Source organism: Flammeovirgaceae bacterium SG7u.111, from assembly GCA_034044135.1.
In the GTDB taxonomy this organism is placed as follows: Bacteria; Bacteroidota; Bacteroidia; order Cytophagales; family Flammeovirgaceae.
Genome location: CP139021.1, coordinates 6,948,304 through 6,964,571 on the forward strand (window position 1 = coordinate 6,948,304; position 16,268 = coordinate 6,964,571).

Here is a 16,268-nt window from a genome sequence, read left to right on the forward strand (position 1 = left end):
TTCTATATTTTTAAGCTTCATAATCTCAAAATTTAGCCAGTTTTATTATGCCATCATTAAAAAGGCTTTTCTTATTAGCAACTACATGTCTACTAATTAGCCCAGCATTTTCGCAAGAAATTGACAGCACTTACACTGTAGAGCCTCCAGAGGGGTATGAATTCCCTTGGGCACCCGAAGAGGAAATTGTTTCTGCTTCAGATGTGATCCAAGAGGCCAACCTTCTCAAATTTGATACTACCTCCGCTATTCTTTTGGAAGAAATAGCCTACGATAGGGATTATATCCCAACCGTATCGGATGAAGAGATCATGGCTAGGTTAAAAGAAATGGAAAAGAAAGGTGAGATCCCAATGAACTACCATGCTAGGGTTCGCCTCTTTATCGATTTCTTTTCGGTAAGAAAAAGAGAGTTTACGCTCAAAATCATGCAGCGTAAAAATCTGTATTTCCCTCTATTTGAAAAAACACTGGCAGAATATGGCATGCCAGATGAGTTAAAATATCTTTCCATCATCGAATCGGCACTTGTTCCCTCGGCTCGCTCTAGGGTGGGCGCAGTTGGTTTATGGCAGTTCATGCCCCGTACGGGCAGGGCTTATGGCCTAAAGCAATCCTATTCGATGGATGACAGAATGGATCCCGAAAAAGCTACCATTGCTGCTTGTAAATATTTGAAGTTTTTGCACGATATGTACGGAGACTGGGAACTAGCCATTGCCGCATACAATTGCGGTCCTGGCAATGTAAACAAAGCCAAAAGGCGTTCTGGAAAATTTCATTTCTGGGATATTTATGAAAAACTGCCACGAGAAACTCGTTCGTATTTACCCCAATTCGTAGCCATGGCTTATGTTCTTAACTATGCCGATGAGCACAACTTGGTGCAAGAACAGCCATTTTATGCAACTCCTTCTCAAGAAATATTTGTAAGTCAATCAGTTGACTTTGGCAAACTTGCTCAAAAACTCAACATCTGCGAAGAAGATTTAGCACAGCTCAATCCTCGTTTTAGGTACAAATATGTGCCATCAGGTGTAAAAGATTGCCCTGTAAAAATTCCAGCTGCTCGCTTCGATTATTTCATGGCAAACAAGCAAGATATATTGGATTCTGTAAAAGTTACAAGCAAGAAACCTACTTACTACGCAGGAGGAAAAGTAGGAAGTGGGGAAAAAGTATATTACACAGTAAGGCGAGGAGATGTTTTAGGAAGTATTGCGCAAAGACATGGAGTAAAGCTTTCTAACCTAAGATCATGGAACAATTTATATACAAACACCATTTACCCAGGTCAAAAGCTGGTAATGTACGGTGCTGGGGCAGCTCCAGCAAAACCTTCCACGCAAGCAGTTGCCAAGAACACACAACCTTCGGCAAACCAAGTTCAGTACACTGCCAATGGAAAAGTACATGTAGTAAGAGAAGGTGATACGCTCTGGGGAATTTCAAAAAAATACAACGGAGTAACGGTTGATAAAATAAGGAAAGCGAATAACCTTAAAACCGACAAACTTAAAATTGGTCAAAAGCTAAAGCTTGGGTAGCCATTTTTAATTCATTATAAATGAAAAAGTCCCTACAAGTCAATCAGATACTTGTAGGGACTTTTTTATATGGAAAAAGAAAATATCCAGCCTAAAAAAGAGACAACGCCGAGGAAATTCCAGGGCGCTGTCGTGGGAAATAGTAATCTGACAAAGTTTTTAGCATCACATAGGAGTTTTAGAAAGTCTAGAACTGAGCCTATATGAAGCCTTTCTGGTTGAAAGTTTAGCTCATTTATATGGAAAGGAAACCAATGTTCCTTATTCGTTATTCAGAGGGTTATCATAAAAAACCGATACTTCTGTGAAATAGGTATCTAGTTTTGTTGGCACTTCTGTTTCTATCCCAACTATTAACCAAAGCTTACCATCGGCATCGGTAGTACCTGTGATTTTTTCGTTCCTATTATCAACGGTGAAAACATTATCCTCATAAGCAGTTTTACCAATTTCAATCGAGCCCAAATAAGCCAAATCAGCCCCATCGCTACCGAGGTTACCTTTATCAAAACTAGTTGTATATCCTATGTAGCCTAATTCGGCTTCATCAGGTGTAAGAGTGGAAACAGGTTCTGTAGTGACCGCACCTGCTTTTACATATATTTTTTTAGCATCAACCACATTTGAGTCGGATTCAACATCAAATGCTACATTCATATTAATATCTAAATCATAGCTTACATTTGGTTCCAAGTTCTCTATGTGAACTTTCATGTACATAAACAATTCCCCATTCAGGCTTCTGCCTGTAAGCCTCATCGCCATATCATTATAACTTCCCCCTGCAAATGTATTTGGAAGAGTATCATGAGCCACTTCTAACCCATACTTTGCCTGTTCACTTTCCGGATAGTTAGAAAATTCGCCTACCCATTCCCCATCGCCATTTTCAAAGCTAAAAGCTGAAAAGAAATCATGACGAGAGGTTTGAGGTTCGAGATCATTGTCCATACAAGAAAAAAGCAATGAACTCAACCCAAAAACCAAAAAAATCTTTTTTATCATAACTCTATTCTCAAATAGTATTTTTTATTGATTAACTCCACACTGATGACACCTACTGCAACAAAAGAGTTGTAAAATAAAACTCGCTTCCTTTTTCCAGTTGTATTTTTAGCTTTTTACACATTTAATCCACTAAAGTACTTCTTCCTATCTATTTTTGCCTTTTCAAATACTCTTAGATGAACTACATACAAGTAATAAAGGGCAACCCGAGGATTTTGCTTTTCGGATTTTTAATGACTTTCTTCTCCAGCTTTGGACAAACCTATGTACATGCACAGTTTGTCCCTTCCATCATGAAAGCTTTCGACCTCAGCAACACTGCTTTCGGAAGCATTTATGCCATAGGTACTGTTTGTGGAGGCTTTACATTAGTTTATGTTGGGAAAAAAATTGATACCGTCCCTTTAAATAAATTCACATTTACCACAGTTGTTGGGCTAATTTTATCATTATTAGTACTGTCGCTCGCTCCGGGCGCTTGGATGCTCTGCATCGGGTTCTTTATCAACCGCCTCTGTGGACAAGGACTTTTTACCCACATTTCCCTTACTACCATAGCCAAAAGCTTTACCAAGTTGCGAGGCAAAGCCTTGAGCGTAGCAGTAATGGGCCATGCTGCCGGGCAAGCTATTTTCCCTATCACTATTTCATTACTAATCGCCTATGTAGGCTGGCAACACACTCTATGGATAGAAGCTACCATCATCACCTTGGTACTTATTCCTACCTTGTTTTATATCTTTAAGAAAGGCTTCAAAATAGTAGAGAAAAAAGGGGCTGCAGCTGTACAAGCCGATACAGCGCCTAAGCCTAAAAGTACTTGGTCGAGAAAAGAGATTTTGAAAGATCCGAGAACTTATTTGATATTGCCAGGCGCTTTTTCCATCCATTTCCTTATCACAGGTTATCATTTTTACCAAGTGGAAATGGCTTTGTCAAAAGGTTGGGCTGGTAACTGGATTGCCGCTTGTTTCATCGTCCATGCCATTGCCCGAGCAGTTTCTTCTATCTACACGGGTGTACTGATCGATAAATATTCTGCCGTAAAGCTGATGCCTTATTTCCTCACTCCATTCATGATTGGGCTGCTTCTCTTTATGTGGTTCAACAATAAATTTATTGCCATTCCCTATCTGATAGGAATTGCCGCCACGGCTGGAATGATGGCCAGCCTTAATGCCGCCGTGCTCGCCGAAATGTTTGGTGTTGAAAACTTAGGGGGAATAAAAAGCATGTACAGCACGCTTACCGTCATAAGCTCAGCGACTGCTCCGCTATGCATGGGCTTTTTCCTCGACAAAGGCTATGGGTTTGATTTTATCATAATAGGATCGGTTGCATTCATGCTTCTGGGGAGCTTTCTTAACTTTTTCTTGTACCCCAAAAGAGCAGAAGAAATACCCCAAGCCTTATGATTTACATATAATTTGGATAGCTCCACAGCTTTGTAAATCCGATTTCAATAAGAGTTTTTTAACCTTTCCATCTTTATCTCGGTAGGAAAGGGCTGCCGTATTGGGAGGCTTGTTGCCCATGGATGGCGCATACAAAATCAGGTAATTATTATTCCCTTTCTTAAGGGGCAACTCCAATTGGAGTTTCTTTTTACCTAACGTATAATTTTCAACTACCCACTTCCCATTGAGGTAAAGCGAAACCATATCGTCGTCCACTTCCCTATCGTCCCATATTTTCACTTCTAATATATCGCCTTCCACCTCTATTACTTGCTGCTTCAACACAGGTCTTCCTCCAAGCTTTTCCGCCGAAATCGTCGCCAAAAGCTCTGAAGCAACATTTTTCAAGCTATCTTCTGTCGATTGCTCGGTTCGTTTCGCTTTGGGCAATTTTATAGGTTCAAGAATTAAAGCATCTACCAAATAATAGGCGCAACTATTTCCATCTTCCGAAAAAACTTTGGGGGCTGCATTTTCATCAGTTCTAAAATTGCCTATGGTCAAATATTCGTAGGGTTTATCGGGCTTGAATGAGAAAAGATGCTTTTGCCACTTCTCTGAAAAAATCACATCGGTGGTTTCAAGTTGCGGCGTAACATCCATGGCATCATGCCCATTTTGGCTAGGTAATTCCTCGGAAAAATAAAATCCAAAGTAAGTCCCCAACCTTCCATAGTGCTTATTCCCATTGGCTAAATGCGCTATCAGTCTGTAAGTCTGGTTGGTATCGAGCGGCGAATTAAGCCTGATACTGAGGTATTCCCTAAAGCCTCGAATTACCTGATTGTATGCCATTAGCCCGACCATTCCTTTTCCTTCAAAAGGTTCTATTTTTCCAAAATAGGCTTCTGATACTTTTGCTTTATTTTTCCCATCCACTCGCAGGTAATCAGGAATGGCATAATGGAAATCATCCCCTTTTTGTGTTAGTACTTCCCAACCTTCCAAGTTATGCGCTTCGGCTTCAGCTTCAGGCACAAGATCGCTATTTTCAAAACTGTAGTTGGGAATAAGGTTTTGAGCTTGTAACAAAACTGTGCTTAGCGCAAAGAAAAATCCGCTTAGTAAACTATATCTGATTTTCATTGGGTGAAATATTCAGGTTTGTAAAATCGCCATATGAAGTTAGCACTTTTCGATAAGTATTTGACAAAGCCCCACAAACAAAAAAAGATTGCAAGTAATACTTGCAATCTTTTCAACAACAACCACAATTAGCTATCTATTAAACAGCTAAGTACTTCGAATCAGGAAGTATTTTTATAAGGCTAAAAGCCTTTATTTTTTCTTTAAATCTTTATCTACCAAGCTAGCGGTTACTTCGTTGAGTTTTTCCACTTTATAGCTAAAATCGCCTTTCAGCTTATCGCGGATAATACGCAAATTTTGCAACAATTCATCCGTTTGCTCTGGTAAGATTTCCTCCAAAACTTGGCGAAACCGTTTGGCAAATGTAGGTGATTTTCCGTTAGTAGAAATCCCTATTTTCAAATCCCCTTTTTTTACGGTTGACCCAAGGTAAAAATCGCACAAATCAGGCGTATCTGCCACATTTGTAAGTACTTTTCTTTTTTTTGCAAGCACTTTTATTTCCCTGTTCACCTCTCTGTCGGCCGTAGCCAAAATTGCAACTTCGGCATCGTCCAAATCACTTTCTTCAAAAGCTCGATGAATTAATTTAATAGATGGATGTTTTTTGGCAAGTTCCCGCACCTCGTCCTTAAAGTCGATGGATACAACTGTAACGTTAGCTTCTGGGTTATTTTTCAATAACGCCTCAAGCTTTTCTTCCCCCACATTACCCCCGCCTACTACCAACAAGTTCAGTTGGTCTATCTTCAAAAAAATGGGAAATAATACGTTGCCTTTTTCTTCCATCTATTTTCTAATCGTATTCTTAAAAGTTATTAAAATTAATTTGACACTAGGAGTTAGTTATAGTATGTTTTATTGACACTAGGAATTATAATCTGAGTATACTACCAAATTTCGGCAGTCACTTGTTTCATTTGTTCGTAAAAATACTCGTGGCTTCCCACCGCCTCCCCTATCACAATTAGCGCTGGCGAAGCTATTTTTTGAGAGGCAACTTGCTCCTCAAGTGTATCTATGGTAGCAAAATGCACCTTACCATCCTCCCAAGATCCTCGGCTAATAATTGCCACAGGCAAATGATTTTTCCCAACTCCCTCAAAGACCTCTGCAATTTCTCTCGCCTTTTTCAGACCCATAAACAACACCACTGTTGCTGTCGATTGCGCTGCCAAGGTAACATCAGCTGAAAGTTTTCCACTGCTGGTAGTCGCTGTTATCACCCAAAAGCTCTCGTTTACGCCTCTTTTGGTAAGAGGGATGCCATAATACCCTGGCAAAGTAACACTGGTTACTCCAGGAATCACATCTACTTCTATCCCAAAACTCTCGGCAAACTCTTTTTCTTCTTTTCCTCTACCGAATACGAAAGGATCGCCTCCTTTTAACCTTATCACATGCCCGTGGTCAAGCGCATTTTCCACAATCAATTGGTTGATTTCCTCTTGCTTATGATGATGTTTCCCTGCCCTTTTCCCCACAAATATCTTCTTCGCTTCGGGCTTGGCATATTCCAACAAACTTGGATGTACCAAGGCATCGTGCAGAATCACATCTGCATTGGAAATGGCTTTCACTGCCTTGAGCGTAACCAGTTCAGGATCGCCAGGACCTGCCCCCACCAACGTGAGGCGAGGGCTTTTCCTTGTTGGCTTATGCTTTGTAAAAGTTGCTAACAACCAATTTCTCATCTGATTCTTCGCTACCTAATTGTTCTTTTCTAAACTTCAACACATTATCCAAGAATGTTCTCGCTTGAGCCATGTACGACTTAGCGAAATCGAGACTAGGCTCGTTTTTGTTTACTTGCAATACCAACGAAGTAAAGTCAGTTGGCAAGTCGAATTCACCAGTTTGAACAAATTGCTCATCGAAATCGCTGATTATCTTGTTGTGCGTATTGCAATTCACGTCCTTGCTCAAAAGCAATGCTTTTGCACTTACCACAAAACTGCTGTAGCTGTAGTAAATAGCATCTGGCAATTTATCTTTGCCCAAAGCTTTGTTTGCAAAGTAGAGCTTCTCCTCTGCATCGTTGATGATGGTTCCCACCATATCATAGCTTACGCTGGCACATTCCCCCACACCAATTTCTTGAATGTACTCGTCGTTCTGTCCCCAATCTTTGTACTCGTCATCTTTCAATGTAGAAAGATCTGCCAATGGCTTCAATAAACCATAGAAATACATTTTTCCTTGGCGTTTGTAATAATCGTTGAAGTATTCGCCTTCTTCTCCGTTGGCATCAAAATCGTCTAATAGCGAGCGTAATGCATCTGGAATACGCTTAGTAGGAAGCTTAATTACCTTATCGGCGATAAAGCCTTTTCCTTGATCATCAACTCCGCCGCCCAATACTACTTGCATAGCAGGAACAATGAGCTTACCGTTTTTGATAGAACTACCGTGTAACCCAATTTGAGCAGACATATGTTGTCCGCAAGAGTTCATGCAACCGCTAATCTTTATATTTATATCAGAATCTGTGATTATATCAGGATATTCTGCTTTGATCACATTCTCCAGCTCAGTAGCTATTCCGGTGCTATTCGTTACACCCAAATTGCATGTATCAGTTCCTGGGCAAGCCGTTACATCTGCTATGGTTTCGAAGCCTGGCTCAGCCAATTCCAAGTGGTTCAAAGAATAGAACAAAAATGGAAGTGCCTCTTTGCGAACATATTTGAGCATCAAACCTTGGGTCATGGTAATGCGGATATCGTCAGCCGCATAATCTGTCACCAATTTGGCGAGTTGCTTTGCTTTTCCAGAAGAAATATTTCCTACTGGCAAGCTAATATTCACACCGTACCATCCTTTTTGCTTTTGCTCAAATACGTTGGTTTTCAGCCAAAGGTCGTATTTAGCTTGGTCAAGAATTTCCACTTCAGGAATTTCTTTTTCTGGTGCTGGCTCAGGCTGCTTCACCAAGTCAGGATCAATTTCTACCGTTTGGCTAGCCAATCCTTTTCTTTCAATCTCTACCAACTCCAAGAACTTCTCAAGACCCAAGCCTTTTTTCGGCTCAATCAAGAATTTCATACGAGCCTTGTGACGTTTTTCACGCTCTCCGTAGCGGTCAAACACCCTCAATCCGGCTTCCATAAATGGAATTATTTCGTTGGCTGGCATAAATTCAAAAGCAGTTGGGGCAATGAATGCTTGTGCTCCCAATCCGCCACCTACTAGTACTTTGAAGCCTCTTACGCCATCTTTGATTCTTGGGATAAACCCAAAATCGTGGATGTAAGCAAAAGCTGCATCTCTATCGGAAGAAGAAAAAGCGATTTTGATCTTACGCCCCATATCTTGGCATACCGCATTTCTGAGGAAATACTCAAAAGTAGCGTGGGCATAAGAAGAAACATCGAATAGTTCTTCTGGATCGACACCCGCATTGGCTGAAGCCGTTACATTTCTTACTGTATTTCCGCAAGCTTCACGTGCAGTCACACCTGTTTCTTCCAATTTTTCCCATACTTCTACCGAATCTTCCAAGTGGATGTAGTGCATCTGGAAGTTTTGGCGAGTGGTCGCATGGAGATTTGCATTTGTATATTCTTTAGCAACATCCGCCAATCTGATAAGCTGAGTGGTAGTGAGCTTACCATAAGGTATTTTGGTACGGTACATCTGCACACCTGCTTGGCGCTGACCGTAAACACCTCTTGTAAGGCGGAATGCTTTAAATCTTTCCTCTGGAATTTGCCCTTTTTTGAAGGCTGATATTTTATTGGTTAATTCTAAAATATCGTCTTTTACGTCTTGGGATAGGTTTTCGTTGTTAAGGAAATCCATGGCTAATTATGGTTTGGGTTTAGATTTTTCAACTTGTATTTTTATAAAAAAAGCCCCTGTGATTCGCTTCGCAGGGACTTTGTATATTTTTTCAATTGATCTGAAAACAATTTACGTAAGCTCTACGGCTGATATTTGGGCATACAACAGCATGCGCAACAACAACTGCACATCATAACTGCGAACATCAAAGCGATATGTTTAAAATTGTTATTCATTATCAATTACTTAGACAATTCTAGTGCCCTATCTATATCTGAAATTATATCATCGATATGCTCCAAGCCAACCGATATTCTAACCAACCCTGGCATAATCCCCACAGCTTCTTGCTCCTCGGCAGAAAGCTTGGAATGCGTGGTAGAAGCTGGGTGAGTAACGGTACTTCGTGTATCTCCTAAGTTGGGAGTCAAGGACAGTAACTCTAGGCTATCAAGAAAAGTTCGTCCCCTCTCCAAGCCACCTTTTACAATCATTGTTACCAAAGCCCCTCCGTGCTTCATCTGTTTTTTGGCAGTGGCATACATAGGGTGCGACTCCAAAAAAGGATACTTCACCAACTCTACTTCAGGGTGTTTTTCTAAAACTTTCGCCAAAGCGAAGGCATTTGAACAATGCTTTTCCATTCTTATCGCCAGAGTTTCCAAGCTTTTGGAAAGAACCCAACCGTTGAACGGGGAAAGTGCCGGCCCTGAATGGCGGGCAAAAAAACGAATATCTTTGATCAACTCTTTTGAGCCAAGTATAGCACCTGCAATAGTCCTTCCTTGGCCATCTATAAATTTTGTAGCCGAATGCGTCACTATATGTGCCCCCCATTTTATCGGGTTTTGCAAATACGGCGTGGCAAAGCAGTTATCTACATTCAATATCAAATCGTGTTTGTTTGCCAGCTCGCCCAACCACTCCAAGTCCAATATGTCCAAGGCAGGGTTAGAAGGAGTTTCCACAAACAGCATTTTTGTGTTTTCTTGTATCAAACCTTCCCATTCCTCTGGTTTGTTCACATCAGCATAGGTATGCGTGATGCCCCATTTGGGAAAGATTTGGGTTAAAATCTGGTGCGTTGAGCCAAATACTGAACGAGAAGCCAATACATGATCACCCGATTTTAGCAATGCCGCCATGCTTGAAAACATAGCTGCCATGCCCGATGCCGTCGCAATTCCGTCTTCTGCACCTTCCATCTGGCAGAGCTTTTCTACAAACTCATTATTATTAGGATTAGAATAACGAGAATAAATATTGCCTTCGATCTCATCAGCAAACAATGCCCTCGCCTGCTCAGCATCATCAAACACAAAGCTAGAAGTCATGTAAACGGGAACAGAATGTTCTCTATACAGGTTGTTTTTGCTTTGCGTACGAATCGCATTTGTCTCAAATTGGTGTTCTTTACTCATTCGTTAGTCTAAAAATAAAATGTGATTGTTATGTTTGAAGATACCGCTCAAAAAAAGGAGGGTAGTAGTAGCTTGTGATGCCAAGGAAAACCCTTTAACAACAACAGCACATGCAACAACATTTTGTTGAGTTATTGGCGGAAAGCGCTAGGCTTCTATTGGAGATATGTGGATGGAAATTTTTCACTTTTTTCATAATTCTGTAATGTTTATATTCCCCTAGATTTTACTGGGTCAGGAGTTAGCACCTCACCAAAATGGCGGCAGGTTGCTAGCGCTTCATCGAGCCTGTCTCTCCACGCTTCTTTATAAAAATTACTTCCCTTTTACCGAGAAATGTGCCGCAAGCTAGGCAATTCTTATTAATTATCAAAGAAACCTATATTTTTTTGAATTATTTTCAATAAAACCATATATATCTTACTAAAGACTAATTTATTTAGATTAGTTCCAAAAAATTCACAATTTTGATTTTAAAGAAAAACATGAAAATATGAACATACAAGTGATTAATGGGCCCAATTTGAACCTCCTCGGAACACGAGAACCAGAAATATATGGCAGCCTTACCTTCGAGCAATATCTTGTTCAATTGCAAGAAAAATTCCCCGATGTAGAACTGCATTATTTCCAGTCGAACACCGAAGGTTTTTTAATTGATAAAATCCATGAAGTAGGGTTCAGTTATGATGGAATTGTGATGAACGCAGGAGCATATACCCATACCTCAGTAGCTATTGCCGATGCCATTGCCGCAGTGAACACTCCTGTGATAGAAGTTCATATTTCAAACATACATGCGAGAGAAGTCTTTAGGCACAAAAGCTTCATGAGCCCTAAGTGCGTTGGGCAAATAGCCGGCTTGGGGCTAGAAGGATACCGACTAGCCATTGAGTATTTTGTTGAGAAAAACCGACCAGCTACAAAGTTGGTATAGCTGACTATTCCCCCGCCTTAGAAGCTTGGTGGGGGAATTTGGAAAATATGGAGCTCACCACTTTCTGCAAAAACTCTTCTTTATTTTTCCTGTTTTTCACCACCTCGGCTGTAGCCGTTCCTTCCCACACCATGTTTTTCTTTTTGGCGTCTATGATATCTATAACGAGGCTTCCTTCTTTGTAGCGACTCACTACAATGCTATCTGAGGCAGACCAACTGTAATTCCGTTGTCCCATATACCCCATCCTAGCATCTTGAATCGTACTTTCTCTTTTCTGCACCTTATCTTCAATGGTGATGAAATAGTCTACCAAAATATCAGGTGAGCTTGATTCTTCATAACCTCTTGCCTCCATTTCGGATTGGATTAATTCCATTATACGGTCCTGATCCGATTGAAGTAACACAGAGTTTGCCCTACCTGCATCTTTATCAAACTGATATGTTTGATATGCACTAAAGTCGGACGAATCACTTGTCACGCTCGTTACGTTTACGATGTTGCAAGCAGATAATGTGATACCTAGCAATACTAGGAAAATAAAGTTTCTAATAGCTTTCATCTTCTTCAAAAAAATTGAGTTGCACAAAGAATTATAATTTTGGGAATTTAACTCTCCTCAAGAATAAAGGTTTTGAGCTTTTTTCCCAACTACTCCTTATCTCAAACATAACCCTACGCTATCTCCACAACTTTTTGGCGGGTAATAGCAATAAGCTTTAGGATAGACTCTTACTATAAATTTGCCTTTGGTATTTAGATTTTTATAGCTTTGTAGCCCAATAAATTGAGAGGATATCATGCCGCTGAACATACCAGATAACTTGCCAGCAGTTGAACAACTGGAAAAGGAAAACATCTTTGTGATGAAAGAAACTAGGGCTATCCACCAAGATATCCGCCCTATGAGGATTGCCGTGCTCAATTTGATGCCGATCAAAACCACTACAGAAACGCACTTGCTCCGCTTGCTTTCTAACTCGCCTTTGCAAGTGGAAATAACTTTACTCAATACCAAAAGCCACAAGTCTAAAAACACGTCAAAGAAGCATCTAGAGTCTTTTTACAAGACTTTTGATGAAGTACACGACAAACGGTTTGATGGTATGATTATCACGGGCGCACCCATTGAGCACCTCAGGTTTGAAGAGGTGAATTACTGGGAAGAAGTCACGGGTATCATGGACTTTGCCAAGAAAAATGTCACATCTACTTTGTATATCTGTTGGGGTGCACAAGCAGGCTTGTACCATCATTATGGCATCCAAAAATATCCACTTGAGCAAAAAATGTTTGGCGTGTTTGAGCATAACCTCACGGAAAGGCGAATCCCACTGGTAAGAGGATTTGACGATGCTTTTTTTGCCCCACATTCTAGGCACACCGAAATTAGAAAATCAGATATTAAAAAGGTGAAGGAGCTGGTCTTGGTATCGGAATCGAAGGAAGCTGGAGTGTACATGGTAGCCTCTAAAGATGGCAGACAAGTGTTTGTAACAGGGCATTCCGAATACGACCCGCTCACGCTAAAGCAAGAATATGACAGGGATGTAAAAAAAGGCCTGGACATTGAAAAACCTAAAAACTATTTCCCTAACGATGACCCTACCAAGCATCCTAAAATAAGTTGGAGAAGCCACGCAAACCTGCTTTTTTCCAACTGGCTTAACTACTACGTTTACCAGCAAACTCCGTATTTATTGCAATAAAAAAAGCTACCGCAGCGGGGAAACCCGCAGTGGTAGCTAATGTTGATATATAACCCAATCTATCTTATTTTCCTTCCAGAGCTTTATTGATTTCTTCAACACTTTTATGAACTTCATCTGCCTCGGGACTCTTAGCCATTCCTATTTTAGCAAATACAGAAAGTGAGGCTCGGTAAGCTTTCATTGCTTCTGGATATTTTTCTTGTTTCTTGTACAAGTCTCCTAAAGCTTTCGAACAAAGGGTATACTCCTTTGTACTCCTTCCACTATAATTACCAAAGGTATTCAAGGCTTCAACCAGCAACGCTTCTGCTTCTTTGTCTTTCTCTTGCAAAGCTCTCATTTTGCCTTTAAGAGCCAGCGTATTAGCATATTCTCCATGATTCTTCTTGAATTTTTTCTCTTTTAGCACTAAGGTACGACTCAGAACTGTATCGGCTTCAACATACTTTTCTTGGCCAATGTAAAACTCCGCCAGCAAATCTTGTCCTTGTAAATAATCTAAATGATCTTTTCCAAGGTTTTCTTCTCTCAACTTTTGAGCTTCTATTAGTTTAGACTCAGCAAGATCAAACTTTTTGGCTTCTATATACAAATCGGCCACATCGCTAAGTGCCGAAGCATAAGCAGGGGCTTTTTTACCCAAAACTTTCTCCTTTATCTCGGCTGATTTTGCCAAGGCTTCTCCTGCTTGGTCGTACTCTTTTTCCAACTTAAGAACACCAGCCTTCTCTTTTAGCGCATCAGCATACTCTATGCTTTCTGCTCCTTTACCTTCTTCAATCAGTTTGAGCTTCTTGTCCAGCAAAACAAGTGCTTCTTTATTTTCTTCAAGCTTCACAAACAGATTGATAGTATTACTTATTTCTTTGGCATACTGCTCTTCCAAATCTTTCACCTGAGAAAGAATGCCCAAATACTCCTTGTAAGAACCGACTGCTCTTTCTTTATTTTCAAGCTTGTAGTAAGAAGCAGCCACTCTTTCATAAGATTCTACAAATTCCTTTTTATCTGCTTTTGCTTTTTCGCTAAAGGCAATATGCTCGTTGAATTTGGCTATTGCATCTTCATACTTTCTTGTACGGAAAGCAACTTCGCCAGAACCTGCAATAATCTCTCTAAATTCCTCCGAAGTAGGGCTATACACCTTTCTTCCACTTTCGTACAAAGTACCAAAATACCCTTTTGCCAAGTCATATTTTTGACCTATCAAACAAAGATTAGCCAGTTCATAAGCCGTACTCAAATATTCTTTCGAATCTTTTCCATCCAGCCTTTCTCTTGCTTGCAAACACTTCGTGAAATTCTCCGCAGCTTTTCCATATTTCTTCCCACTTAGGTAACAATGTGCTAATCCCTCAAGCATATCGGCATATTCTGACGTACCTGTAGCCCTATCTTCTTTAAAAGCCCTCTCTAAGTCCAAATAATTAACAGCAGCATTGCCATAATCTTCCAGTTCTTGGTACGATTTAGCCAAGTAAAGTACTACGGTACGATAGGTCTCATTTTTATTCCCAAACTGCTCGCTTGCTTTCACCCTAGATTTCAAAAACATCGTTACAGCATTTTTATAATCTTTGTTTTTGTAGGCTACCATTCCTTTAGAGTAAAACTCTTGCCAACCTTGTGCAAATGACAAAACAGGTAGGGAAATTAGTGCGATAAAGATGATTAGTTTTCTCAAGTTTATAAGAATTTTGAATGTATAATCCGTTACGTAATTTTGATAGTTAGACCTCCAACAGTGTATATGAAACAAGGCCTCATTATCAGCAAAAAGGATCAAATCACTTTTTCTTGATATCTAAGGACAGTTGGGTAGGATATTTGGTTTGTTATGTAATGGAACGACGGTAAAGGGATTATATTTTGAAAAAAAAGCAGATATACTGTTAGAAATACACACTTATAAAATGGATTCAGCAGAAAAGAATTTTATCAATCAAAACACTGTTTTTCAATAGGATATGTAGGTTTTATAAATTTTACTATACCATTACAAGGCAATAGAACTTGCAAGCAAACCTTAATAAATAAAAAAAAGAGAAGTAATTGTTGTTTATTCCCCTTAAGTAAGCTTTTCGAGATCAAAGCAAAATACCAATGATGAACGTTAGGATACAGGTTATTTTTTCACTTCTATTTCTCATAGCAGCTTCGCACAGTAGCGTATCAGGAACTTTCGATCCCGATAGGTTCAACAATGTGGTAGTATCCGAATACGAAATAGAAGACAAACCTTATTTTGCCGTATTGGAAATGGAATATGCCGATTTCGAGATCAAAAACCCAATTCTTTGGAAAACCGATCGACGCAAAAAAAAGGTATATGAAGTAGATTTGGTCTACACAAATTATCCCAAAAACAAAGCTGACTGGCTTACCAATTACGATACCCTGCTCCAAAAAAGAATCGATGCCATCACTAGCCTAATTCCCCAGCTCAAAGAAGATTCTCTGGTAAAATGGAACTTGGTTTTGCAAACAGACTGCCCCGATGCCGAGTCGGCCAAAAACATGTTTCATGGTGCAGTAGTCAAATACAGGGTCAAGCTTTCGAAAGGCTTACGGATAGCCATGAGCAGTGTAAGAGATATTATTATTGGCAAAAAGAGCTTTGAAGACTCTGTTGTTTTCCGAGCTTTTGAGCGCAACCCCGATTGGGAAGATATGCTGGTGGTAAACGACTGGACGGGAAGTATGTACGACTACTGCGCACAAGCTGTCCTTTGGCACCGGCTTCATGGCGAGCAAGAAAAGATTAAATACCTCGTCTTTTTCAACGATGGAAATCAAAAAATAAACAACCAAAAAGAAATTGGGAAAACAGGAGGGATTTATGCCGCTAGGGCAGACAGCATAAAAGAAATAATCACGGTAATGAAGGATGTGATGGTGGGAGGCGCTGGAGGAGACGACCCTGAAAATGATATTGAAGCTATGCTATATGGCATCAATAAATTTGATGATTTTGGAGAACTCGTCCTCATTGCCGACAATAAAAGTGCGGTTCGGGATTTGGAACTTCTGCCCAAAATAAATAGACCTGTACGGATAATCCTTTGCGGACTGACAGAGAAAAAAGGAATCCATCCCGATTACCTCAAAATTGCCAGAGAAACCAAGGGCTCCATCCACACCATCAGCGATGATTTGATAAACCTTGCAGAAACCCAAGAGGGGGAAATAATAGAAGCCCTTGGCTTGCGGTATAGGCTCACCAAGGGCAACTTCGATCAGGTAGATCGATTATAGACTCCGCAAGAGTTTGGAGTTTGAACAGGACTAGCCACCTACCAAAAGTGCTTTAT

At 40.2% G+C, this 16,268-nt stretch carries 13 protein-coding genes and 1 riboswitch; of the genes, 5 read left to right on the forward strand and 8 right to left on the reverse strand.

Annotated features, from left to right (window positions below):
- Window positions 1–47 precede the first annotated feature (47 nt).
- Window positions 48–1,547 (forward strand): LysM peptidoglycan-binding domain-containing protein, encoded by a 1,500-nt coding sequence (locus R9C00_26790; GenBank protein ID WPO35307.1) that lies wholly within the window; start codon window positions 48–50, stop codon window positions 1,545–1,547.
- Between the two features lie 261 nt (window positions 1,548–1,808).
- Here the strand turns inward: R9C00_26790 and R9C00_26795 are convergent, their stop codons facing one another.
- Window positions 1,809–2,552 carry a hypothetical protein gene (locus R9C00_26795; GenBank protein ID WPO35308.1) on the reverse strand — a complete coding sequence of 248 codons (744 nt, stop codon included), beginning with the start codon at window positions 2,550–2,552 and terminating at the stop codon, window positions 1,809–1,811.
- Window positions 2,553–2,731: 179 nt separating this feature from the next.
- Here R9C00_26795 and R9C00_26800 point away from each other — a divergent pair, with 179 nt between their 5' ends.
- Window positions 2,732–3,970 carry an MFS transporter gene (locus tag R9C00_26800; protein ID WPO35309.1) on the forward strand — a complete coding sequence of 413 codons (1,239 nt, stop codon included), beginning with the start codon at window positions 2,732–2,734 and terminating at the stop codon, window positions 3,968–3,970.
- Here the strand turns inward: R9C00_26800 and R9C00_26805 are convergent.
- From R9C00_26805 to R9C00_26825, 5 genes are all read right to left on the reverse strand, one after another.
- Entirely contained in the window at window positions 3,965–5,098 is a 1,134-nt protein-coding gene (locus R9C00_26805; protein WPO35310.1) for a hypothetical protein, read from the reverse strand. The genes R9C00_26800 and R9C00_26805 overlap by 6 nt on opposite strands.
- A 192-nt stretch (window positions 5,099–5,290) precedes the next feature.
- Window positions 5,291–5,890: a bifunctional precorrin-2 dehydrogenase/sirohydrochlorin ferrochelatase gene (locus R9C00_26810; protein WPO35311.1), complete on the reverse strand. Its 600-nt coding sequence runs from the start codon at window positions 5,888–5,890 to the stop codon at window positions 5,291–5,293.
- Window positions 5,891–5,991: 101 nt separating this feature from the next.
- A complete protein-coding gene (cobA, locus tag R9C00_26815) occupies window positions 5,992–6,795 on the reverse strand; it encodes a uroporphyrinogen-III C-methyltransferase (GenBank protein ID WPO35312.1) in 804 nt (267 codons plus the stop codon).
- A complete protein-coding gene (locus R9C00_26820; GenBank protein ID WPO35313.1) occupies window positions 6,758–8,902 on the reverse strand; it encodes a nitrite reductase in 2,145 nt (714 codons plus the stop codon). The genes cobA and R9C00_26820 overlap by 38 nt, the downstream gene beginning before the upstream one ends.
- A 224-nt stretch (window positions 8,903–9,126) precedes the next feature.
- A complete protein-coding gene (locus R9C00_26825) occupies window positions 9,127–10,305 on the reverse strand; it encodes an aminotransferase class I/II-fold pyridoxal phosphate-dependent enzyme (GenBank protein WPO35314.1) in 1,179 nt (392 codons plus the stop codon).
- Window positions 10,306–10,511: 206 nt separating this feature from the next.
- Window positions 10,512–10,620: riboswitch (SAM riboswitch) on the reverse strand.
- 178 nt (window positions 10,621–10,798) lie between these two features.
- Between R9C00_26825 and aroQ the strand changes: the two genes are divergently transcribed.
- Window positions 10,799–11,242, forward strand: a complete 444-nt coding sequence (aroQ, locus tag R9C00_26830; GenBank protein ID WPO35315.1) for a type II 3-dehydroquinate dehydratase — start codon at window positions 10,799–10,801, stop codon at window positions 11,240–11,242.
- A 4-nt stretch (window positions 11,243–11,246) separates the two neighbouring features.
- Here the strand turns inward: aroQ and R9C00_26835 are convergent, their stop codons facing one another.
- A complete protein-coding gene (locus R9C00_26835) occupies window positions 11,247–11,807 on the reverse strand; it encodes a DUF4136 domain-containing protein (GenBank protein WPO35316.1) in 561 nt (186 codons plus the stop codon).
- 238 nt (window positions 11,808–12,045) lie between these two features.
- Here R9C00_26835 and metA point away from each other — a divergent pair, with 238 nt between their 5' ends.
- Window positions 12,046–12,954, forward strand: coding sequence for a homoserine O-succinyltransferase (gene metA / locus R9C00_26840; GenBank protein WPO35317.1), 909 nt, complete (start codon window positions 12,046–12,048; stop codon window positions 12,952–12,954).
- A gap of 64 nt (window positions 12,955–13,018) precedes the next feature.
- Here the strand turns inward: metA and R9C00_26845 are convergent, their stop codons facing one another.
- Entirely contained in the window at window positions 13,019–14,641 is a 1,623-nt protein-coding gene (locus R9C00_26845; protein WPO35318.1) for a tetratricopeptide repeat protein, read from the reverse strand.
- A gap of 419 nt (window positions 14,642–15,060) precedes the next feature.
- Here R9C00_26845 and R9C00_26850 point away from each other — a divergent pair, with 419 nt between their 5' ends.
- On the forward strand, window positions 15,061–16,212 hold the full coding sequence (locus R9C00_26850) for a hypothetical protein (protein WPO35319.1): 1,152 nt from the start codon (window positions 15,061–15,063) through the stop codon (window positions 16,210–16,212).
- The last annotated feature ends 56 nt before the right edge of the window (window positions 16,213–16,268 follow it).

Coding starts and splice junctions, on each gene's coding strand:
- R9C00_26790 (WPO35307.1), top strand. CDS start 48: ATGCCATCATTAAAAAGGCTTTTCTTATTAGCAACTACATGTCTACTA.
- R9C00_26795 (WPO35308.1), bottom strand. CDS start 2,552: ATGATAAAAAAGATTTTTTTGGTTTTTGGGTTGAGTTCATTGCTTTTT.
- R9C00_26800 (WPO35309.1), top strand. CDS start 2,732: ATGAACTACATACAAGTAATAAAGGGCAACCCGAGGATTTTGCTTTTC.
- R9C00_26805 (WPO35310.1), bottom strand. CDS start 5,098: ATGAAAATCAGATATAGTTTACTAAGCGGATTTTTCTTTGCGCTAAGC.
- R9C00_26810 (WPO35311.1), bottom strand. CDS start 5,890: ATGGAAGAAAAAGGCAACGTATTATTTCCCATTTTTTTGAAGATAGAC.
- cobA (WPO35312.1), bottom strand. CDS start 6,795: ATGAGAAATTGGTTGTTAGCAACTTTTACAAAGCATAAGCCAACAAGG.
- R9C00_26820 (WPO35313.1), bottom strand. CDS start 8,902: ATGGATTTCCTTAACAACGAAAACCTATCCCAAGACGTAAAAGACGAT.
- R9C00_26825 (WPO35314.1), bottom strand. CDS start 10,305: ATGAGTAAAGAACACCAATTTGAGACAAATGCGATTCGTACGCAAAGC.
- aroQ (WPO35315.1), top strand. CDS start 10,799: ATGAACATACAAGTGATTAATGGGCCCAATTTGAACCTCCTCGGAACA.
- R9C00_26835 (WPO35316.1), bottom strand. CDS start 11,807: ATGAAAGCTATTAGAAACTTTATTTTCCTAGTATTGCTAGGTATCACA.
- metA (WPO35317.1), top strand. CDS start 12,046: ATGCCGCTGAACATACCAGATAACTTGCCAGCAGTTGAACAACTGGAA.
- R9C00_26850 (WPO35319.1), top strand. CDS start 15,061: ATGATGAACGTTAGGATACAGGTTATTTTTTCACTTCTATTTCTCATA.